17 protein-coding genes and 3 tRNA genes are annotated in these 21,650 nt (G+C 50.6%); 6 read left to right on the top strand and 14 right to left on the bottom strand.

From position 1 onward, the window contains the following. Positions 1-5: 5 nt before the first annotated feature. Positions 6-1,346: an ABC1 kinase family protein gene (locus tag EHW58_RS05565; RefSeq protein WP_370517829.1), complete on the bottom strand. Its 1,341-nt coding sequence runs from the start codon at positions 1,344-1,346 to the stop codon at positions 6-8. A gap of 274 nt (positions 1,347-1,620) precedes the next feature. Between EHW58_RS05565 and EHW58_RS05560 the strand changes: the two genes are divergently transcribed. From EHW58_RS05560 to EHW58_RS05540, 5 genes are all read left to right on the top strand, one after another. Beyond that, the gene (locus EHW58_RS05560) at positions 1,621-3,285 is read left to right on the top strand and encodes a methyl-accepting chemotaxis protein (protein WP_216644433.1); all 1,665 of its coding nucleotides are present in this window, start codon (positions 1,621-1,623) and stop codon (positions 3,283-3,285) included. 155 nt (positions 3,286-3,440) lie between these two features. Continuing rightward, complete coding sequence (locus EHW58_RS05555; protein WP_152795216.1) at positions 3,441-5,189, top strand: formate--tetrahydrofolate ligase; 1,749 nt, start codon at positions 3,441-3,443, stop codon at positions 5,187-5,189. Between the two features lie 119 nt (positions 5,190-5,308). Further along, complete coding sequence (locus tag EHW58_RS05550; protein ID WP_216644434.1) at positions 5,309-5,980, top strand: zeta toxin family protein; 672 nt, start codon at positions 5,309-5,311, stop codon at positions 5,978-5,980. A 296-nt stretch (positions 5,981-6,276) separates the two neighbouring features. After that, positions 6,277-6,750, top strand: a complete 474-nt coding sequence (locus EHW58_RS05545) for an NYN domain-containing protein (protein ID WP_152795214.1) — start codon at positions 6,277-6,279, stop codon at positions 6,748-6,750. A 67-nt stretch (positions 6,751-6,817) separates the two neighbouring features. After that, on the top strand, positions 6,818-7,642 hold the full coding sequence (locus EHW58_RS05540) for a Cof-type HAD-IIB family hydrolase (RefSeq protein WP_152795212.1): 825 nt from the start codon (positions 6,818-6,820) through the stop codon (positions 7,640-7,642). A gap of 169 nt (positions 7,643-7,811) precedes the next feature. On the opposite strand, the gene EHW58_RS05535 is transcribed toward EHW58_RS05540, so the two are convergent. The 13 genes from EHW58_RS05535 to hutC all read right to left on the bottom strand — a co-directional run bounded on the left by EHW58_RS05535 (position 7,812) and on the right by hutC (position 19,465). After that, positions 7,812-7,888: transfer RNA gene (locus EHW58_RS05535), tRNA-Val, on the bottom strand. Between the two features lie 13 nt (positions 7,889-7,901). Beyond that, a tRNA-Val gene (locus EHW58_RS05530) sits at positions 7,902-7,978 on the bottom strand. A 23-nt stretch (positions 7,979-8,001) separates the two neighbouring features. Beyond that, a tRNA-Val gene (locus EHW58_RS05525) sits at positions 8,002-8,078 on the bottom strand. A gap of 179 nt (positions 8,079-8,257) precedes the next feature. After that, positions 8,258-9,262: a DUF3080 domain-containing protein gene (locus tag EHW58_RS05520; protein ID WP_152795210.1), complete on the bottom strand. Its 1,005-nt coding sequence runs from the start codon at positions 9,260-9,262 to the stop codon at positions 8,258-8,260. 119 nt (positions 9,263-9,381) lie between these two features. Then, positions 9,382-10,752, bottom strand: coding sequence for an MATE family efflux transporter (locus EHW58_RS05515; protein WP_172969942.1), 1,371 nt, complete (start codon positions 10,750-10,752; stop codon positions 9,382-9,384). Positions 10,753-10,914: 162 nt separating this feature from the next. Then, entirely contained in the window at positions 10,915-11,118 is a 204-nt protein-coding gene (locus EHW58_RS05510; protein ID WP_152795208.1) for a CPXCG motif-containing cysteine-rich protein, read from the bottom strand. A 172-nt stretch (positions 11,119-11,290) separates the two neighbouring features. Beyond that, positions 11,291-11,944: a hexitol phosphatase HxpB gene (gene hxpB, locus EHW58_RS05505; protein ID WP_152795206.1), complete on the bottom strand. Its 654-nt coding sequence runs from the start codon at positions 11,942-11,944 to the stop codon at positions 11,291-11,293. 35 nt (positions 11,945-11,979) lie between these two features. Then, a complete protein-coding gene (locus EHW58_RS05500; RefSeq protein WP_152795204.1) occupies positions 11,980-12,849 on the bottom strand; it encodes a fructosamine kinase family protein in 870 nt (289 codons plus the stop codon). Between the two features lie 159 nt (positions 12,850-13,008). Beyond that, positions 13,009-14,553 (bottom strand): histidine ammonia-lyase, encoded by a 1,545-nt coding sequence (gene hutH / locus EHW58_RS05495; protein WP_152795202.1) that lies wholly within the window; start codon positions 14,551-14,553, stop codon positions 13,009-13,011. A 10-nt stretch (positions 14,554-14,563) separates the two neighbouring features. Further along, positions 14,564-16,252: a urocanate hydratase gene (hutU, locus tag EHW58_RS05490; RefSeq protein WP_152795200.1), complete on the bottom strand. Its 1,689-nt coding sequence runs from the start codon at positions 16,250-16,252 to the stop codon at positions 14,564-14,566. A gap of 2 nt (positions 16,253-16,254) precedes the next feature. Further along, positions 16,255-17,265 (bottom strand): formimidoylglutamase, encoded by a 1,011-nt coding sequence (gene hutG / locus EHW58_RS05485; protein ID WP_152795198.1) that lies wholly within the window; start codon positions 17,263-17,265, stop codon positions 16,255-16,257. Then, positions 17,262-18,485 (bottom strand): imidazolonepropionase, encoded by a 1,224-nt coding sequence (hutI, locus tag EHW58_RS05480; RefSeq protein ID WP_152795196.1) that lies wholly within the window; start codon positions 18,483-18,485, stop codon positions 17,262-17,264. The genes hutG and hutI overlap by 4 nt, the downstream gene beginning before the upstream one ends. Positions 18,486-18,760: 275 nt before the next feature. Next, a complete protein-coding gene (gene hutC, locus EHW58_RS05475; protein WP_046073262.1) occupies positions 18,761-19,465 on the bottom strand; it encodes a histidine utilization repressor in 705 nt (234 codons plus the stop codon). A gap of 253 nt (positions 19,466-19,718) precedes the next feature. On the opposite strand from hutC, the gene thrS reads away from it, so the two are divergent. Beyond that, a complete protein-coding gene (gene thrS, locus EHW58_RS05470) occupies positions 19,719-21,647 on the top strand; it encodes a threonine--tRNA ligase (RefSeq protein ID WP_152795194.1) in 1,929 nt (642 codons plus the stop codon). Positions 21,648-21,650: the final 3 nt, after the last annotated feature.

The raw sequence follows: 21,650 nt of genomic DNA, 5'->3' as shown, positions 1-21,650 counted from the left end.
ACTGTTTACGCTTCGACCGGATTACCCGTGTGTGAGTGGGTTAAATAAGGCAATAACAACTGGCGGACACTAAAACTCACGTTTAACTTGGCCGCCAGCAAATACAACCCTGCTATTTTACGATGTAAAAACAGTGCATCCGCCGGTGGTGTGTGCCAATAGCCTTGTTCCATACTCAGCGCCATCCCACGGTTACGTAAACGCGTTGCCAAATCGGCGTCGCCAAAGTTAAATGGCGCATCCGTCGCAATCGGTTCACAAGCCGTGTTCACAAGCTCCAGCACACTGGCTTTTTGCTCTGGCAAGATGTGCTCGGCAAAAAAGCCAATTTGGGTTAGTGCCACCTCAATCCCTGCGTTGTCTTTTTCAATCGCCGCTAAAAATAGCTTGCGATAGCCATCGGTAAACGTCGGGGCATACTGACGGGTGGCGCCAAAATCGAGCAACACGACGCGTCCGGTATCGGGCTGATACAAATAGTTGGCAAAGTTAGGATCGGTTTGGACCTCGCCAAACACAAAGACTTCCTCAAACAGCAACTGGAATAAACGACTGATCACGCGGTGGCGAATCGTCTCTGAAGCCTTGTTGAGTTGCTCAATCGGCTCTCCTGCCATATAGCTCATGGTAAGAATGCGATCTGAGGTAAGCGCTGAGTGAACCCTTGGCACCACCAAACCGTTGGCATTTTTCAAATGGTCGCCAAACCGAGTCAATGCTTGTGCCTCTTTGCCGTAATCGGCTTCATCATGCAGTTGTTGCTTGGCTTCATCGAGTAAGGCTTGGTAATTCGCTTCTTTGGGGATCAGGCCACTTAAGCGCAGTAGGGTGATCACATTATCCACATCGCTATCAATGCTGTCTTTGATGCGCGGGTATTGCACCTTTACCGCTACTTTTTCACCGGCATCGGTATAGGCCTCGTGCACTTGGCCTATCGACGCTGACGCGATGGGCGAAAAACGAAAATGGGTGAACTCAGCCTGCCAATTGTCGCCCAGCTCTTCATTGAGCACTGCTTTGAGCTGCGCCGGTGGCATGGGAGTGGCATTATTACGCAAACGGGCGAGAAGCTCGCTGAGCTCTGGCGGAATCAAATCCCCCGCATCCATTGACAACAATTGACCGACCTTCATCGCCGCTCCACGTAAGTCCGCCAGTTTGTCCGCCACGTGGGCAATATTGGCCGGCGACATCACCAAATCCTTACGACTCGGCCGATTGCCCTGGGCAAACTGTTTGGTACCTTCCCACGCCACATTCGACGCCACACGCCCCGCCAACGAAGCCAGTGCGCCAAAGCGAGAAAACTTACCATGCGGCACTTTACGATTTTTCATAGCCACCTCCTGAATACCAACTAAGAATACGCGACGAACAGCGGAATGGTTTGGTGGGACGAGTTGCTCGCGCTCACAAAGACGCGAGTTAACGAGCCAAATCCACACCACGATATGGCAAAGACCTTTCCATTTACATGACATTCCAACCCGGGTCACAGCCTCGGGGGTTAAATCGCGTTTAGATCAAATAAAACAGCGGTTTATATTTTTGGTTGTCTAGTTAAGTAGTAGTATTTGCTTACAAAATTAGTCTGCAGGGTAATTGCCAATGAAGCTGATGTTTAAAACGAAAATACTGCTACTTGCCATCGTGCCACTGATCGCCTCAATGCTGATTATGAGTGCGGTCACGGCCTATAACGAACAGGCGTTAATAGAAGAAAACATTGCCACGTTTCGGGAGAAGTTGGTCAACGAGCGTAAAAAACAACTCAAAGAAGTGACTCAGGTAGCGGAGAACATCGTTAAGCGTTTTAACCCAGGCACCAATGAGGCTCGCTTGGCTGAGGTGAAAACGGCGCTTACTGATGTGCAGTTTGGCGAGACGGGTTACTTTTTTATTTACAACAAACAGGGGATCAATGTGTTTCACCCTGTTAAACCAGCCCTTGAAGGAAAAAACCTGATTGATTTTACCGATCCGAAAGGCAATAAGGTGATTCAAGGGTTACTCGAGGCGGCACAACGTGGCGATGGCTACTTTAATTTTATGTTTGATAAGCCGGGTACCGATGCGCTGATTGATAAAATCGGCTATGCGGTAATGGTGAATAATGGTCAATGGCTATTAGGCACTGGCGCCTACACCGATGACATTGAGCAAGAGGTTGCTGCCTATCGCACCGACGCAGAGCAAACCCTGGATGCACAAATTTTTCGTTTAACCCTGTTGGGGATAAGCACAGTGATTATCACGGTGTTGCTGGTGAGCTGGTTTGCGCAGCGTATTGGTGAGCCGGTGAAAAACATGCTTGATAAGCTTAATGATATTGCTAGCGGTGAGGGCGATCTCACTCAGCGTTTGCACGTACATGGCTATGATGAAATCGCCCAACTCGGTCATGCCTTTAATCGCTTTGTAGAGAAGCTGCAGCACACCATTCAGCGCGTCGCGCAAGTCACGGCGCAAGTAAACAGCACCGCCTGTGATATGGCTCAGCAAACATCCGCAGTGGCTGAAAAACTACAAACCCATGATAACGAGACCGAGCAAGTGGTCACCGCGGTGACAGAGATGAGCTCTGCTGCGCAAGAAGTGGCACAAAACACGACACAGGTGGCTGATGCCGCCACCTCTGCCACCCAAGATGCGCAAAATGCTCAGGCGCAAGTGCGTGAATCAGAGGCATCGGTTGAGAAGTTGGTAGCGAAAATGAGCGAGTCGAGCGGGCAGGTGGATCAACTTAAAGCTCAGTCGGATAAAATTACCTCGGTACTGTCCGTGATTGGTGAAATTGCGGAGCAAACCAATCTATTGGCGCTGAACGCGGCGATTGAAGCCGCTCGCGCGGGTGAGCAGGGGAGAGGCTTTGCGGTGGTGGCCGATGAAGTGCGCACCTTGGCCAGTCGCACTCAAACCAGTACCCATGAGATCCGTGACATGCTTGATGGTCTACACGTGCATGTGGATAGTGCCGTGAAAACCATTGCCGACAGCGATCAAGAGTGCCAAAGCATGGCAACGATTTCAGCGCAAATTGGCGAGCGAATCACCTCGGTGAGTGCGGCGTTTTCGCAAGTGAACGATATGACCTCGCAAATTGCCAGTGCGGCGTCAGAGCAAACCACGGTCACGGAAGATATTCATCGTAATCTGGTATCGATTCGCGACATTGTCGCTAGCTTGTTGACCTCAAGTGAGGCATCGTCACACGCGGCGGAAGAGCTGAGCTCGCTTGGTCAAGATCTTGATACCTTGGTCGGGCAATTTAAAGTCGCCTAAGCCAATAGCATGATCACTATTCTCGGCACACGGGATAAAAAGTCATAAAGGACGCTTACCGCAAGCGTCCTTTCGCTTTACAATAGCTATTTTAGCGGTATTATGCTCACGCAAACGTTTGCCTAGAACATATTGTGCGCTATTGAGAGGGTTTCATGCTGCCTGATGTCGAGATTTGTCGTAACACCACACTCGCCCCCATATCTACTATTGCCAAGCAAGTTGGCCTCCTTGACTCAGAGTTTAAAACGCAAGGTAGCTATAAAGCCAAAATCTCTCTCGATTGCTTAAAGCGTCTTGCGCCCAACCCAACCGGAAAGTTAGTACTGGTCACCGCCATTACTCCCACGCCCTTGGGTGAAGGCAAAACCGTCACCACCATTGGTCTGGCGCAAGGCTTGGCCAAGCTGAATCATTCTGTAACGGCGTGTATTCGTCAGCCTTCGATGGGGCCCGTATTTGGTGTGAAAGGTGGCGCAGCTGGCGGTGGTTATTCGCAAGTGGCTCCAATGGAGGAGCTCAACCTCCACCTGACGGGAGATATTCATGCGGTGACCGCGGCGCACAACTTGGCTGCTGCGGCTATTGATGCGCGAATCTATCACGAGCAACGCCTAGGCTATGACGATTTTGAGGCGCGTAGTGGCTTAAAAGCGTTAAAAATCGACCCAAGTCGCGTTGTATGGAAGCGGGTGATGGATCACAACGATCGCGCCTTGCGTATGGTAACTGTGGGTAAAAACGAGCCTGGCAAAACCATCAACGGCTACGAGCGTGAGGGCGGATTTGATATCTCGGCCGCCTCCGAACTAATGGCGATTTTGGCGTTGGCGAGCGATCTTCGCGATTTGCGTCAGCGCATCGGCCGCATAGTGTTGGCTTATAGCCATACTGGTGAGCCGATCACCACCGAGGATTTACAAGTAGCTGGCGCGATGGCGGTGAGTATGAAAGAAGCGATTGAACCCACTTTGATGCAAACCCTAGAAGGCGTGCCGACACTGATTCACGCCGGTCCATTTGCCAATATTGCCCATGGCAATTCGTCGATTATCGCCGATAACATTGCCCTTAAGCTGGGTGACTATACCGTCACCGAAGGCGGCTTTGGCTCGGACATGGGGTTTGAAAAAGCCTGCAACATCAAAGCGCAAGCATCGGGTAAAGCACCAGACTGTGCGGTGATTGTGGCGACATTGCGCGGCTTAAAAGCCAACTCGGGTCACTATAATTTACAGTCCGGTCAGCCTATGCCCGACGCGCTCTTTGCGGATGACAATGAGGCATTAGTAGCTGGGTTTGAAAACCTCAAATGGCATATCAATAACGTGACCCAATATGGTGTGCCGGCGGTGGTGGCAATTAATCGCTTTCCACAAGACAGTGATGCCGAGCTTGCGACACTCAAGGCGATGATTGAAGCGCTGCCCAACAAAGTAAGAGTAGCGATCAGTGAAGGCTTTGCCCAAGGTGGTGAGGGTACGCGTGAACTGGCGGAACAAGTGGTCGCGCAATGTGAAGCTGGCGCATCATTCTCGCCCTTGTATCATGCCCAGCAAAGCTTGGAAGAAAAGTTGATGGCGGTTGCGGAAGTTGGTTATGGCGCGGGAAGCGTGACGTTAAGTGAGACCGCGAAACAGCAACTGCAACAATTTAAAGCGCAAGGGTATGACGGCTTGGCAGTCTGTTTGGCGAAAACACCGCTGTCTATTTCAACCGATGGCGCAATAAAAGGCGCTCCCAAAGGCTTTGATGTACCGATCCGCGAGTTGAAATTATGCGCGGGTGCCGGATTTGTCTATGCCTTATGCGGCAACGTGATGACTATGCCCGGCCTACCGGAACAACCGGCGTTTATGAACCTCGACCTCGATGGTGAGGGCAGTATTGTTGGATTGAGTTGATGACTTAGTGCCCGACTAAAGTGCTAGGATTAGATGACTTTGCTCGTTTAAAGGCGAATTCAATGGATGATCAACAAATTACAGATAAAGCTATAAAGCAAGCGAAAGCAATGAAATAAATGATTGCCAGAAAGCTTGTTGATCATTTGCCCGAGGAGGAGGAAGCGGCTTCTGTATTTATGGCAGTGTCGCCAGGCGCAGGTAAAACGGAAACGGCTAGAGCGATGGTTCGTGCTTTTAAGAATGAGCACGACCTGACATTAGTGCACATAGAGAACGACGAGTTAAGAAAGGCATTTGAAGATTATCAAGGTTATAACTCGCCCTTGTTTCAGCGCCCAGCTACAATCTTGGTAGAAGCTATTCATGATCGCGCTTTGAAGCGAAGAGTCAGCTTTATTCTTGATTCAACGCTTTCCAGTTTCGATAAAGCGAAAGATAACATCGAGCGATCTTTGAAAAAAGGCCGCTTTGTTATGATTGTTTTTGTATATCAAGAGCCAGTGCAAGCTTGGCGTTTAGTGAAAGCGAGAGAAAGTGTTGAAGGTCGTCGTGTCCCCAGTGAAGTCTTCATTAATCAGTTCCTAGAATCGCAACGTGTGGTGAGTGAATTAAAGAAACTGTTTAGGGATCAGATTGATATCACTTTTATTGAGAAAAACGTCGATGGTGTCAACAAGAGACCACACTTTAACGTCGGTGACATTGACGCACTATTGCGCAAAAAGTACAATCGAAAGTCGCTTGAACGTATCGTCGGTATCACGAAAGGAGGGAGCCATGCAGAATAAGCGTAATAAGGTAAAATCTACCGCTTTCTCAGACTTCGTGCGTCACTCGTCGTCGAGAGAAAAGCGAAAGTTTTTCGATAAAATAGTGAGAGAAACGATTAAAGAGCAGCAAGACATGCTCACAAAGGCAGAGCAAATAGCTAAGTGTCAGTAATCGTTTATATTTCTCGTGAGAGCCGCTGTTGTCAGCGGCTTTTTTATTTTTGCTAGATGCGGCCACGCTTGTGATTATCTTCACGGTCGTGTGATGTGGTATCCTCTCTGGCTTCAATTCTCCCACCGACTGTGAGCCTGACTTGAAAAAAATCGCGGTTTTTGTCGACGTTCAAAATATCTACTACACCACACGGCAAGCCTACGGGCGTCAGTTTAACTATCGCCAGTTGTGGCAAACCCTCAATGATATGGGTGAGGTGGTAACTGCGTATGCCTATGCCATTCGCCGCGATGACGATCAGCAAATCAAATTTCAAGATGCCCTGCGTCACATTGGCTTTACCGTCAAGCTCAAACCCTATATTCAACGCGCTGATGGCAGCACCAAAGGGGATTGGGATGTGGGGATTGCCATTGATGTGATGGAATCCGCGCCCGAGGTTGATAACGTGGTGCTGTTATCAGGAGACGGAGATTTTGATTTGTTGATGAACAAAATCCGCGCGCGCTATCACACCGAAGCGGTGGTGCTTGGCGTGCCATCCTTAACGGCTAATTCTTTGGTGAACAGCGTCGATCGCTTTATCGCGATTGAAGACGATATGTTGTTGTAGGCACGGCGTTTAGTTTGCAGTTCTGGGACAGTTTCTGATTTTATTTTGATGTTGAAGTGAGTAAACGATGTACAAATTAATCGCCCTAGATATGGACGGCACCTTGTTAAACAGCGAGAAAGCAATATCTGCTGAGAATAAGCAAGCCATTGCCCGCGCGCGTGAGAAAGGCGCGACTGTGGTATTGGCGTCTGGTCGGCCGCTTGAGGGCATGCAGCCTAAGCTAGACGAACTGGGAATCGGGTCGGATAAAGACTTTGTGCTGTATTACAACGGTTCAATGGTAAAAAACCTAGGTACTGATGAAGTTATCTTGCAAAAAGGGCTTGACGGCAAAGCCGCCAAAGCGCTGGCTCAGCATGCCGAGGCACTGGGTGCTTATGTGCATGCATTTAGTACTGAGCACGGTTTGATTACACCAGCACAGAATCCGTATACCGAGATTGAGGGCAAGATCAACGGGCTGGATATTACCGTGATGGATTTCGAGACCCTAAGCGATGATCATCCGATTATCAAAGTGTTGATGGTGGCAGAGCCAAGCAAATTAAACGAAGTGATCAGTGCGTTACCATCCGCGCTACGCGAGGAATTTACGGTCGTGCAAAGTGCGCCTTTCTTCCTCGAGTTTTTAAACCCTGCTAGTAATAAAGGGGCGGGGGTAGCTGCCATTTCAGCGCATCTAGGCATTCAACCTGATGAAGTGATTTGCATGGGCGATGCTGAAAACGATCACGCAATGTTGGAATACGCAGGCCTTGGCATTGCGATGGCGAATGCGATGGAAGCAACCAAGCAAACCGCAGATTACATTACCGAGAGCAATGATGAGCACGGTGTGGCCAAAGCGATTGAAAAGTTTGTGTTTGCGGCCGATAGCGCCGTAGCCTAAAACGAACAAGCATGAACAAATGGGGTGGGTGTTTGTGCCTGCCTCGTTTTATTTCATGATACTGATGGCATCGTTTACTGACGTGGCGTGAGCCTATCTTGCTTTAAAGAACAGATAGCGGTCTTTGCGCAAAACAAAAAAGCCTGCTTTTAAGCAGGCTCTCTGGAAATGGTGCGTCCGGGCAGACTCGAACTGCCGACCCCCGCCATGTCAAGGCGGTACTCTAACCAACTGAGCTACGGACGCAAATTTCAAAATGTGGTGCGTCTGAGTGGACTCGAACCACCGACTTCCACCATGTCAAGGTGACACTCTAACCAACTGAGTTACAGACGCATAATTTAGTGTTTCAAGCAAAATGGTGCGTCCGAGTGGACTCGAACCACCGACCCCCGCCATGTCAAGGCGATACTCTAACCAGCTGAGCTACGGACGCACAGTGCTTGAAAGCGGGGTGAATAGTAGCGAGTTCATCTTTGTCACGCAAGCGCTTAAGCGCATATTTTTGCGCAGAAACGACTGTTTGGCGATTTGATCGTCAATATGGCGGTATTTTCAGTATTCATCTTGCTTATATCGCTAAGCGATTGCACTGACTTACTGATTTTTGGTGCTTTATTGCCCAAGCTTAACCTCACAGCGCTGGAACAATTGCTGCCAGACATCAGCATGATGCTTAATCGCCGCTTTATACGCCTGATACGCTTCTCCCTCCCAGTAGGCTTTTTTGTAATCGTTAAATGTATCAGGGGTGTTTAAGCTCCCGAGGCGCGAAAGCGCGGGGGCGAGATCACGATAAAGTCCGTCTACCCGAGCAAGGTATGGCTGCACATCACCCACATAAAACTTATAAAACACGGTCTGTAGGCGTTTTAAACGTGTGGTATCGAAATTACCGCCGCAACGCACTGTCTGTTGATGATTAGCGATCAGTTCACTGGTTTGGTTAAGCCACGCGGTGTGATAGCTCAAGCTCACAAACAAATCGCCTAAGATGGGTTGTTTCTCGATACTTTCTTGCCAAGTCGTAACAGGCTCTGTGGGCGCTTGGGTTGAGGGTATCAATTGGCTAAACTGCTCAATAGTGTTAACCGCATTACTGTGTGCCGGCAGTTCGATGGGAAGTGTAAAGGCGGGTAAGCTGAGTTGTTTGCGCCAGGCGTCACTATCAATCAACGTATTCCAGATCACTTTCTCCCGTTGCTGGCGTTTAAGTGTTAGTGCCTTTTTCAGCTCAGCTTGAATGCTCGGATCCTTCACTTGCGGCAGACACTGCGCCGCGGTATCGATGAATTTGAGCTCGTAGTCAAGTTGGCGAAAGCGATCCGCGACTTTACCCAAGGATGAGTTACGTTCTGCAATAAGGTTGAATAAGCCACACTGGCGAAGCTCATAGGCATCGAGTACCCCCATTCGCAGTTCATCAAGCGGCTGAACCAAATCGCGTTTACGTGGCAATGCTGGCAATTCGGGGGAAGTGAAATCGGGGGTGGGTGCATCCAATACATTGCCAAGTCGCTGGTAGTAGTCGGCCATCATATCCTTGGCCGGATCATCTGATTGGCAACCTGTTAGTGCTGCTAACGATATCACGAGTATTGCAGTTTGTATTCGGCGCATGATGTCGTTTTTATCCTTTGGCTTTCTAGACTCACTTCCTGATGTTACGCGAGCGATCTGACCCGCGATCGCTCTGCGTAATATTAGTTTATCCGTATTGCTGGGGCTATGTAAGACACTTACCGCTCTGCCATAGCCAGTTGGAACTCAGGAGATTGCTGGCGCATCCAGCGCAAGCGTAGGCCCAACAATACCGCGGCACTGGATAGACCGATAATAATGCCAACCCAAAAACCGTGCGCGCCCATGGCCGGTACCAGCCAGTCTGTCATGCCAAGCACATAGCCGAGCGGCAAGCCCAGCCCCCAGTAGGCGATCAGGGTGCGTTGGAAAATGGCGCGCATGTCTTTGTAGCCACGCAGAGCACCGGCAGCAACCACTTGAATCGCATCGGTGATCTGATAGACAGCTGCTAATAACATCAATGATGATGCCAGCGTGGCGACATCGGGATTATCAGAATACAGGGCGATAATTGGGTCGCGTAGCCACACGGTGAGTAAGGCGGTTACCACGGCGGTGCTGACACCCAGCCAAATACCGATTTTGGCGGAATTAGCCGCCCCTTCGGTGGTGCGTTTGCCCAATAGGTGGCCGACACGAATGCTGACCGCTACGCCAAGGCTCATCGGCAACATAAAGATCATGGTGGAGAAGTTGATCGCCACTTGGTGCGCGGCCACGGTGATTGGCCCAAGTGGGGCGATTAAAATAGCAATGGCCGCAAACAGCGTTACCTCGAAGAACAGCGAGGCCGCCACGGGGAAGCCGAGTTTAAATAAGCGGATTTGCTCTTTGATAATCGGCGTGTAAAGGGTGGCGAATAGGTGTAGACCACTGAGCTTTTTGCTGATCATCACATACGCGGCCATCAGCGCTGCCATCAGCCAGTACACTAGCGCGGTGGCAACGCCACATCCGACGCCGCCAAGTTCCGGCGCCCCTAGCTTACCGTAGACAAACATCCAGTTAAGCGGCACATTGGCCGCTAGGCCGATAAAGCCAATCACCATCGCTGGGACGGTCAACGACATCCCCTCGCACAGGTTGCGAATCGCCTGAAAAAGCAAGAAGGCTGGCACTGCCCAAATCACCGCATGCAAGTAACCAATGGTTTTAAGTGTGAGCGCCGCTTCGACATCCATCAAGTCAATAATAAAGCCGGCTTTATACAAGATGAGCCCAATCGGCACGCTTAATAGCAGTGCCATGTATACTCCTTGTTGAAATTGAAAGGGGATCTGATTTTCTTTGCCAGCCCCGTTGAGCTGGGCAATCACCGGGACCATCGCCATTAACAAGCCGATGCCAAATAAAATGGCGGGCATCCATATGCTTGAGGCAACCGCCACGGCAGCCATATCTGTGGCACTGTAGCCACCTGCCATTACGGTATCGACAAACCCCATTGAGGTTTGAGCTATTTGGGCAATAAAAACAGGCACACTGAGCCGAATAATGGCTCTTGCTTCATCATGGTATTGCTGCACGTCGGCCTCAATAATTTGTGATTGAACGGAAGGGGAATGGAATCGCGCGCAATTATACGTGCTAGGGGAAGAGAAAGGAAAGCGAAAGCACTATCAATTTCGCACCCACGGCGATGCAAAGTCTTTAGGACAGGCGCGTTGCGGCGGCATCGCGCTTAACGGTTAGAAAATTTGCTCATCATCCGCATCAATAAACAAATGAATGGTTCGATGAGATTCATCAATCTGCATATCGTAATGAATGGCATTGCAACAGTTTGGGCAGTCTTCATAAAACTCCTGGTTGCCACCACTTAAATCCAATGTGATATCAAAGCGATGACCACAGTGCGGGCAATTTACGATCCGATCAGTAATATCATCCATGGTTACACACCTCTTTTTGATTCTCTGTACTCAAAATCAGTATAGATGAGGATGCTAAGGGGATAAACGTAGGGGATAATATGATCGATAAACTGGGCTATGCGTCGCGACAAATGGCATATCACCTTGATGCCGGTGAATGCCATTTATATTGCTATCATGATGTCGACGGCTAGAGCGATTCGAGATTATCTGCGCTAAATGCACGAAGGCTCGCAAGCTTTTGGTCGGCTATCACAAAGCGAGGATCTTCCCACTCATGGGCTGCAGGCACGACGATGGTTTTCATCGAGGCCGCTTTGGCAGCAAGTAGGCCAGTAAATGAATCTTCAAAAGCTACACAGTGATCGGGCTCCACACCCAAGGCATTGGCGGCGTTAAGATAGACCTCCGGGTGAGGTTTGCCGTGTTTAAGTGCACCGGCTGACTCCACGATGGCAAATTGATCACTGAGTCCTAATGCATCCAAAGTAGGATGGATAAGCGTGAGCGGCGATGACGATGCTAAGCCCACTCTTAGTCCTGCTTGATGGCAAATTGCTAGCGCGTCTTTCACGCCTGGCATCATCGGCTTTTCGTCTTTCACTAACTCAACCACACGGTCGACGATTCGCGCCTGCACATCCGCATTGGAGGGACCTTGCCAGGGCTGAGTGCGTGCGTAGTATTTGACTATCTCGTCAATTCGAACGCCTGTGGTGTCACGCGTATCTTGTAAACTGATGGAAACACCGAGCTCGCTTAATACGTCAATTTGTGCACGTTGCCAAAACGGCTCTGAGTCAACCAACAGGCCGTCCATATCAAATATTGCGGCAGCTAACATCGCCAACCTCATTCTCAGTTTGTGTGCACCGCATCCTACACCGTGAGTGTGAGTTTTGTCAGCAATTGTTCTGCTTGTGTGAGGTATGGCCCGCCGAATAAGTTGACATGGTTGAGCACGTGATAAAGGTTGTAAATATCTTTTCGATTTTGATAACCCTCATCTAACGGCCACTCGGCTTGATAGCCGTTGTAAAAGCTTGATGGAAAACCGCCAAAGAGCTCTGTCATCGCAATATCTGCCTCACGGTCGCCCCAATAACAGGCAGGGTCAAACACCACCGGACCATTGACCGACAGGCCCATATTGCCAGACCAAAGATCCCCGTGCAGTAACGAAGGTTTGGGCGTGTGGCCGACAAGTTGGGCTTTAACATTCTCGATAATGGTATCGATGTCGCCAAAATGCAGCGAGCGCTCAGCCGCCAATTGCAATTGCCAACCAATGCGTTGTTCGGCAAAAAAACGACACCATTTGCGGTGCCAACAGTTTCTCTGCTCCGTGGTGCCGATGAAATTATCGTCATCGAAGCCGTACTCTGCTTGCTCTCCCCAGCGATGATGACGCGCTAAGTGTTGCCCCAACAAATAAGCCTGCATGTCATCTATCGGTTTGATGGGCAGGTAGTTGAGCACCAAGACAGCACTGTCTTTCACGGGGCCAATAAAATACACCCGAGGAACATGAATATGGCCACTCATCGCGAGTTGACGCAACCCTTCCGCCTCGGCTTCAAAGGCGGGGAGTAGTGCACGCTCGTTTACCTTGACGAAAAAGCGCTGATCACCGCCATCGCTAATGCAATAGGCTTCATGGATATCGCCACCACTGATAGCGTGTTTTTCGGTGATCTCGAAATCAATCCCGAGTTGTTCGGATAGGTGTACAGACAGGGCATGCCACATAAGCGACTCCGTTACATCGAGGTAAAGAGGGAAGTAACAGCAACTGGTTATATATTAGCCTATTATGTCGCCCAATATCTGTGGATATGACGACAGTTTAGATAAAAAACGGCTCATAAAGAGCCGTTTAACTGTCAAGTTTGGAACGCGTTACCGATGTTAGGAGACAGATGTCAAACTTGGCAAGATACCGTTTGGCATTAAGCGGTTATAGGTCCCGGTTTTGAGCAGTGCGTTGGCCTTTTCAATATCAGGGGCAAAGTAGCGGTCTTTATCATAAAACGGCACCACGCCACGCAATTCTGCTTTGGCTTGCTCCAGTCGTTCCGAGGTTTTATCGGGCGCGCGAAAGTCAATGCCTTGACTGGCCGATAGCAGTTCGACGGCTAAGATGCCGCGTGTATTGCTGCTCATATCATGCAAGCGACGAGCGGCAAAGGTCGCCATGGAGACATGATCCTCTTGGTTTGCTGAGGTGGGTAGGCTGTCAATTGACGCTGGGTGAGCCAGGGTTTTGTTTTCACTTGCCAACGCGGCAGCAGTGACCTGTGCGATCATAAACCCAGAGTTAACGCCACCGTTGTTAACCAAAAACGCCGGGAGTTTGCTGAGGTTGCTATCGATGAGCAGTGCCATGCGGCGTTCCGATAAGCTGCCAATTTCTGCAATCGCCAATGCCAGGTTATCCGCGGCCATGGCAACGGGCTCGGCGTGGAAATTCCCCCCAGATATGATGTCGCCATCGTCTGGAAACACCAGTGGGTTATCGGATACCGCATTAGCTTCCGTAATGAGCACGTCGGCGGCTTGGCGAATTTGCTGCAAGCAAGCGCCCATCACCTGTGGTTGGCAGCGCAGCGAGTAAGGGTCTTGCACTTTTTCACAGTTTTGGTGGCTATCGCCAATTTCACTGGATTCATTCAACAGATGGCGATAGGCGGCAGCGGCATCCATTTGGGTTTGGTGGCCGCGTACGGCGTGAATGCGTGGATCGAAGGGGCGTCGGCTGCCGAGGGCTGCTTCCACTGATAATGCACCACAAACCGTGGCGGCGGCGTACAGATCTTCGGCCTCGAACAGACCTTCGAGGGCAAAGGCCGTAGACGCCTGCGTACCATTAAGTAGCGCCAGCCCTTCTTTTGGCCCCAGCGTGATAGGAGACAGCCCAGCGATTTTTAACGCGGCTTCACCGGAGATCACTTCGCCTTTATAACGCGCTTGGCCTTCCCCCAGTAATACCGTGCTCATATGCGCCAGTGGGGCAAGGTCGCCTGAAGCGCCCACGGAGCCTTTTTTGGGAATACAGGGATACACCTCGCGGTTGACCAACTCTGCCAGCGCTTTGACAACCTCAAAGCGGATCCCTGAATAGCCGCGCGCCAAGCTCGCAATTTTGAGCACCATCATCAAGCGCACGGTGGCATCGTCCATAAATTCACCAATGCCCGCCGCGTGAGACAGTACAATCGAGCGCTGGAGCGTTTCGAGATCGTCAAGCTCAATGCGGGTATTGGCTAATAAGCCAAAGCCAGTATTGATTCCATACACCACCCGTCCTTGTTCAAGGATATCGGTGACGGTGTCGGTGCTGGTTTTCATGGTGGCTTCAATGCCGTCAGCAAACGCCAGTTGAACGGGCTCTCGGCTAACTTGTCGCAGTTGATCCAGGGTGAGCTCACCAGGTTGTAGCGTTAATGTGTACATCTTGCTCTCCTTAGCGCAGCGGTTGGTTAGGTAAGTCCAACAGCGGCAGATCGAGTTGTTCTTCTTTGGCACAATCAATGGCAATGTCATAGCCGGCATCGGCGTGGCGCATGACGCCGGTCGCGGGATCGTTACGCAGCACGCGTGCCACACGTTGGTGTGCATCGTCGGTACCGTCACACACTATGACAACGCCAGAGTGTTGTGAAAAGCCCATACCAACACCGCCACCGTGGTGCAAAGATACCCAGGTGGCCCCTGATGCTGTGTTTAGCATCGCGTTGAGCAATGGCCAATCTGACACCGCATCTGAGCCATCAAGCATGCCTTCGGTTTCACGGTTCGGGCTCGCCACTGAGCCTGAGTCTAAGTGGTCACGGCCAATCACAACGGGCGCTTTGAGTTCGCCATTTTTCACCATTTCGTTAAAGGCAAGGGCCAAGCGGGCACGGTCTTTGACACCCACCCAACAAATACGTGCCGGTAAGCCTTGGAATTGAATGCGCTCTTTGGCCATATCAAGCCAGTTGTGCAGGTGTGGGTCGTCCGGGATCAGCTCTTTGACTTTTTGGTCGGTTTTATAGATATCTTCCGGATCGCCCGACAGGGCCGCCCAGCGGAACGGACCAATTCCTTGGCAGAATAACGGACGAATGTAGGCAGGGACAAATCCTGGGAAATCAAAGGCATTGTTAACCCCCATTTCGAGTGCCATTTGGCGAATGTTATTGCCGTAATCCAAGGTCGCCGCGCCGCGCGTTTGCAAATCAAGCATCGCTTTTACTTGTACGGCCATTGACGCTTTCGCCGCTTTCACGACCTCTGCTTCGCTTTCTTTGCGCTGAGCAGCGGCTTGTTCCATGGTCCAGCCCTGCGGTAGGTAACCGTTAAGGGGATCGTGGGCTGAGGTTTGGTCGGTGACCACATCAGGGGTGATATTGCGCTTCACCAGCTCTGGGAAAATATCAGCCGCATTGGCCAGTAACCCAATGGAAACGGGCTTACCAGCTTGATTGGCTTGCTCAATCATCTCCAGGGCTTCGTCAAGCGAGGTGGCTTTACGATCGACATAGCCGGTGCGCAAGCGATAATCGATGCGGCTTTCATCACACTCAACCGCAATCATTGAAAAGCCAGCCATGGTGGCTGCTAGCGGCTGTGCGCCACCCATGCCACCCAGACCACCGGTCAAGATCCAACGTCCCTTGGCTTCACCATCGAAATGCTTCTTAGCGACGGCAACAAAGGTTTCGTAAGTGCCTTGAACAATGCCCTGTGAGCCGATATAAATCCAGCTCCCCGCGGTCATTTGGCCATACATCATTAACCCTTGCTTATCGAGCTCATTGAAATGTTCCCAGTTTGCCCAATGCGGCACCAAGTTTGAGTTGGCAATAAGCACACGGGGCGCATCTTTGTGGGTCGGGAATACCCCGACAGGCTTACCGGATTGCACCAACAAGGTTTGGTCGTCATCAAGACGTTTAAGCACCTCGACAATTTTATCGAAACATTGCCAATTACGGGCGGCCCGACCAATACCTCCGTAAACAACTAAGCCATTAGGGTGTTCGGCCACGTCTGGATGTAGGTTATTCATTAGCATGCGAAGGGGGGCTTCGGTTAGCCAGCTTTTAGTATTTAGCTCTGGCCCGGTTGGGGCTTTAACCGTGCGTGAATCAAAACGTGGATCCGTCATGGTTACTCTCCTTGTTGGTGAATATGGTGCGATGCCGCGTGTAGCATGGTCCAAGCCATGCGAGCCGCTAATCGACTGGTTTGCTGGTCGCGATCGTAGTGAGGATTAACTTCAGTGATGTCGCACACGGGAACACGAACGCGCTGCCGGTCGGCTTCACTAAAAATGGATTGAATCAGTGGTTCAATAACTTGCACTGGGACGCCGATTGTTGCTGGTGCGCTCACACCTGGCGCGGCACTGGCGGGAAAAACATCCATATCGAGCGTGAGGTATAAGTAATCACATCCTTGGATGAATTCGCTTAATTTCGCTTTGAGTGCCGGTAGCGCAGCCACCTGCATGTCGGTATCTTCTTCTACCCAGCATCCAAGTTGTGCGGCTTTATCAAAGAGTGCCTGGGTGTTGCTGGTTCGGCTTACGCCTAGGCAGGCATAGTGAAATGGCCAGCCTTTTTGCTGACAAAGCTGGGCGATCTGCGCAAAGGGTGTCCCTGAGCTACCGGCTTCGCTGATCCCTTGTGGTGTGCGCAAGTCAAAGTGCGCATCAAAATTAATGATACCGATTGTTGGTGCGTGTGTTGGTGACGTGTGGCGAGAAACATAACTGGATAAGCCTTGAAAGCTTGCCCACGCCGTTTCGTGCCCGCCCCCCAGCACCAAAACATTATGCTGTAATAGTGTTTGGTGAATGTGTTGACTTAGCCCTTGCTGTGCAAGGATGAGGTCGGTGTCATCACAGACAATGTTGCCGCCATCATAGAGGGCAGGGGCGTTGTGCCAAGCTAAATTCGCCAATGCCTGCCGGATTGTATCCGGTGCCAGAGCTGCCCCCTGACGACCTTTGTTACGAGCGACACCTTCATCACAAGCAAAGCCGTAGATCACCACGCCGCCTTGTTCACACGACGGCGTGTACGAGGTAACCGTTTGGTGCAAGCGCAGTCCGCGCTCGCCGTCCTCTGGGTCAACGCGCCCTTGCCACACACTCATGTCTGCAGGTAGATGTTTCATCCTCGTACCCCTTGATTGTCGTACCATGTTCCGCCAACGATGCGCCCGGCAAGTGGCGCGGTGCCCACCATGTAGCTAAGCTCAGCCGGTGAGTCGCAGTGCCAAACAGCACAGTCCGCGTCAAAGCCAGGTGCTATTTGGCCTTTTTGGCTCAACCCCATCGCTTGCGCGGCATGGCGGGTTACGCCGTAAAGGTTCTCTTTGGGCGTCAAGCTAAAAAAGGTGGAGGCCATATTCATCATCAGGGTTAAAGACGCAAACGGTGATGTGCCCGGATTAAAATCGGTGGCGATCGCCATTGGCACATGATGATCACGAAGTGCTTGAATAGGTGGTTTCTGGGTTTCTCTCAAAAAGTAAAACGCGCCAGGAAGCAAGGTCGCAACCGTGCTGAACGCGGCCAAAAGCTGAGCATCAGCTTCTGACAAGTATTCAATATGATCAACGGACAAGGCGCCTGCCTTTGCGGCTGCCACACTGCCGCCAAGGTCACTGAGCTGCTCGGTGTGGGCTTTAATGTTTAAGCCATAGGCATTGGCCGCGGCATACACCTTTTCTGCTTGGTCGACGCTAAAGGCTATTTTTTCACAAAAGACGTCTACGGCGTCAGCCAGTTGCTGTTCTGCCGCGGCGGGGATCACCGAGTGACAAACATAATCAATATAATGGTCGGCATCGTGTTGATACTCAGGCGGTAATGCATGCGCCGCTAACAAAGTCGTTGAGATATTGATAGGCAAGTGCTGTTCAATGGCTCTTGCTACACGCAACATTTTGAGCTCGTCTTCGAGGGTAAGCCCATAGCCTGATTTGATTTCGATTGTTGTGACACCGTCACGCATTAACGCCTCTGCCCGAGGGAGAGCAAGCGCCAGTAATGTCTCTTCGCTGGCCGCACGGGTGGCATTCACGGTCGATAAAATCCCCCCACCTTGTTTTGCAATGGTTTGATAGGGCACACCGTTGAGGCGCTGCTCGAATTCATCGGCGCGGTTACCTGCAAACACGAGGTGGGTATGACTGTCGATCAGTCCCGGGGTGACGAGACACCCTTTTAACGACTGCGTAGGCCAATCGAGCTGCTTGGCTTGCTGTCCTACCGCAACAATTTTGCCGTTCTCGACGGCGATCGCTGTATTGGGTTGGCACTGGTAGCCAGTACTGTCACGAATATCGCTCGCCATACTGACCACATTTGCGTCGGTAAATACCTTCTTCATGGCGAATCCCTTGCTGCTTCATAAATGTCTATACAAATGTATAGACAAATAAGGGCGCGAGCACAAGAGGGATTGTAAAGGTTTTGTGATCGGCTCGATCGTTTTGGCGAGATTAGAGAGATTAATGGCGCGGAAAGCGAACCGTTAGTCGTAAGCGCCGTTTTCAAAATCCGCGATCAGTTCATCGTAGCGTCCGGATTGATGCAATTGTTGTAAATCTTGATTTAGCGCTGAGAGGTATTCATCCAACAAGCATCGCCTAACGAGACGCTAGGCTATCTGTCTGTACGTGATGTTAGCTTATAACGTGAACCAGGATGGTAGAGTAATGCGGCGCTGACCAGCGTTTGCTGACTCCAGGTGCGGCGGTGGAGTAAAAGGCAGGGCTCATCAGACTTCATCGCCAATGCCTCTTTGACTGCTGCTGATGGATTAATCGCTTCGACACTATGCTCAATGGTGTTAACTGGGCATACTGAAGACAAGTACTCATTGGGGGTGGTCTGGTTGAAGTCTTGTTCCAGATAGGCAGGCGCAAGCGCCGGGTTCACCCAGCGCTGCTCGAGCTGGAGCGGTATCTCATCACCGTAGTGGACAATTTCGCTGTAGTAGACGTCGGTGCCTAACATCACACCCAAGCGCATTGCCACATCAACGGGCGCAGAGAGGCGTTTCAATGCATGGATGACGCTGTGATAGTGCTGACCGCGTGCAGTGACTTCATCGGCAATATTGCGAATGTCCATCAACGGTGATTCCGCTTTGGGTTCAGTGACAAACGTGCCTAGCCGCGGCGTGCGTTCGAGTAGCCCATCAGTCACCAAGTCACGAACCGCCTTATTGACCGTCATCCGGCTAACGTTGAATAGATCACACAGCTCGTATTCAGTGGGGATACGCGTACCAACCGGCCAAACCCGTGTCTCAATTTTTTCTTCAATGTAGGCTTTGATTTGTTGATAACGAGGCGCGTTGGCCATACGGTTTCCTTGTCAAAATTGTGTATACAAATCAGGATTGATGAAGTCTCGCGTAAAATCAAGTGAATGATAGAAAACTTGATTGTTTATCACGCTGATTCTCGCGCAGAAATTATTGTTGGGATGACTTGCATCACAAATGCGGGATCTTCATAATCGTCATTCTACTCGCACTGTGCGGTTACTTACTAATCGCCAAAATACACTTCATGTGCCACTTGGTGTGTGGCACCACTGAGAAGGATTGTTATCAATGCCTCTAATTACTCTCCCTGACGGCAGTCAGCGTGCTTTTGACCATCCGGTTTCTACTTACGATGTCGCCAACGATATTGGTCCAGGCCTTGCTAAAGCTTGCATTGCCGGCCGTGTAAATGGTGAACGTGTTGACGCGTGTGATCTTATCGAGCAAGACGCCCAACTGGAAATCATCACTGCGAAAGACGAAGACGGGTTAGAAATCATTCGCCACTCATGTGCGCATCTTTTAGGTCATGCGATTAAGCAGCTTTTCCCTGACACTAAGATGGCGATTGGCCCAACCATCGACAACGGTTTCTATTACGACATAGACATGGATCGCTCGCTCACTCAGGATGACCTGGACGCCATTGAAAAGCGTATGAAAGAGTTGGCGAAAACTAAATATCAAGTCGTGAAGAAAAACGTGAGCTGGCAAGAGGCGCGCGACACGTTTGAAGCGCGTGGTGAGTCATACAAGATAGAAATCTTGGATGAGAATGTATCACGTGACGACCGTCCGGGCTTGTACCACCACGAAGAATACATTGATATGTGTCGTGGCCCACACGTGCCAAACATGAGCTTTTGTCAGAACTTCAAAGTCCTGAATGTGGCTGGCGCCTACTGGCGTGGGAATAGCGACAACAAAATGCTACAGCGTATCTACGGCACAGCATTTGCGGATAAAAAACAACTTAAAGCACACCTGGTGCGCTTGGAAGAGGCTGCCAAACGTGACCATCGCAAACTGGGTAAGCAACTTGACCTGTATCATATGCAGCAAGAAGCGCCGGGTATGGTCTTCTGGCATCACAACGGCTGGACGATTTTCCGTGAACTTGAGCAGTTTATCCGCGACAAGCTGACTGAGTATGATTATCAGGAGGTCAAAGGGCCGCTTATCATGGACCGCGTGCTTTGGGAGCGCTCGGGCCACTGGGATAAGTATGCGGACTACATGTTCACCACTAACTCAGAGAACCGTGAATACGCACTCAAGCCAATGAACTGCCCCGGTCATGTCCAGATCTTTAACCAAGGCCTTAAGTCGTATCGTGACCTGCCGTTACGTATGGCTGAGTTCGGCAGTTGTCACCGTAACGAACCATCAGGCGCATTGCATGGTCTGATGCGTGTTCGTGGCTTTACCCAAGATGACGCGCACATTTTCTGTACCCCAGAACAGGTGCAGCAAGAAGTCAGTGCGTGTATCGAGATGGTCTATGAGACCTATCAGACCTTTGGCTTTAACAACATTGAAGTCAAGCTGTCGACACGCCCTGAAACACGTGTTGGCTCCGATGAAATGTGGGACAAAGCCGAGCAAGCCTTAAATGAAGCGTTAACGGCAATGGACATTCCGTTTGAAATTCAAGAAGGTGAGGGCGCATTCTACGGACCTAAGATTGAATTTACCTTGCATGATTGTCTCGATCGTGCATGGCAATGTGGTACAGTGCAGCTTGACTTTGCGTTGCCCGAGCGCCTAAGCGCGACCTATGTAGGGGAAGATAATGAGCGGCACACACCGGTCATGATCCACCGTGCTATCTTGGGCTCACTAGAACGTTTCATCGGTATTCTTATCGAAGAATACGCGGGACACTTCCCCGCGTGGTTATCACCACAACAAGCCGTTGTGATGAATATCACGGATAAACAAGCAGATTACGCGCAAGAGATTGCGAAAAAACTGCAAAAAGCTGGATTTAGAGCCTCTGCGGACTTGAGAAACGAGAAGATTGGCTTTAAAATCCGCGAACACACTTTGAAGCGTGTTCCGTATATGTTGGTTTGTGGTGACCAGGAAATGGAAGCTGGCGAAGTCGCAATACGGACCCGTAAAGGTAAAGATTTGGGTAAAATGAAGATTGATGACTTCTTAGCGCAGTTGCAGCAAGAAGTGCAAGATCGAACACTCAATATTGTGGAGGAATAAGGT

The sequence above is a fragment of the Salinivibrio sp. VYel1 genome, from assembly GCF_009377945.1.
GTDB classification, from domain to species: Bacteria; Pseudomonadota; Gammaproteobacteria; order Enterobacterales; family Vibrionaceae; genus Salinivibrio; species Salinivibrio siamensis.
This window is presented reverse-complemented; position numbering and strand designations above follow the sequence as displayed.

Bases quoted from the DNA above. Each gene is read 5' to 3' on its own strand.
- EHW58_RS05560 (WP_216644433.1), top strand. From the start codon at position 1,621: ATGTTTAAAACGAAAATACTGCTACTTGCCATCGTGCCACTGATCGCC.
- EHW58_RS05555 (WP_152795216.1), top strand. From the start codon at position 3,441: ATGCTGCCTGATGTCGAGATTTGTCGTAACACCACACTCGCCCCCATA.
- EHW58_RS05550 (WP_216644434.1), top strand. From the start codon at position 5,309: ATGATTGCCAGAAAGCTTGTTGATCATTTGCCCGAGGAGGAGGAAGCG.
- EHW58_RS05540 (WP_152795212.1), top strand. From the start codon at position 6,818: ATGTACAAATTAATCGCCCTAGATATGGACGGCACCTTGTTAAACAGC.
- EHW58_RS05520 (WP_152795210.1), bottom strand. From the start codon at position 9,262: ATGCGCCGAATACAAACTGCAATACTCGTGATATCGTTAGCAGCACTA.
- EHW58_RS05510 (WP_152795208.1), bottom strand. From the start codon at position 11,118: ATGGATGATATTACTGATCGGATCGTAAATTGCCCGCACTGTGGTCAT.
- hxpB (WP_152795206.1), bottom strand. From the start codon at position 11,944: ATGTTAGCTGCCGCAATATTTGATATGGACGGCCTGTTGGTTGACTCA.
- EHW58_RS05500 (WP_152795204.1), bottom strand. From the start codon at position 12,849: ATGTGGCATGCCCTGTCTGTACACCTATCCGAACAACTCGGGATTGAT.
- hutH (WP_152795202.1), bottom strand. From the start codon at position 14,553: ATGTACACATTAACGCTACAACCTGGTGAGCTCACCCTGGATCAACTG.
- hutU (WP_152795200.1), bottom strand. From the start codon at position 16,252: ATGACGGATCCACGTTTTGATTCACGCACGGTTAAAGCCCCAACCGGG.
- hutG (WP_152795198.1), bottom strand. From the start codon at position 17,265: ATGAAACATCTACCTGCAGACATGAGTGTGTGGCAAGGGCGCGTTGAC.
- hutI (WP_152795196.1), bottom strand. From the start codon at position 18,485: ATGAAGAAGGTATTTACCGACGCAAATGTGGTCAGTATGGCGAGCGAT.
- hutC (WP_046073262.1), bottom strand. From the start codon at position 19,465: ATGGCCAACGCGCCTCGTTATCAACAAATCAAAGCCTACATTGAAGAA.
- thrS (WP_152795194.1), top strand. From the start codon at position 19,719: ATGCCTCTAATTACTCTCCCTGACGGCAGTCAGCGTGCTTTTGACCAT.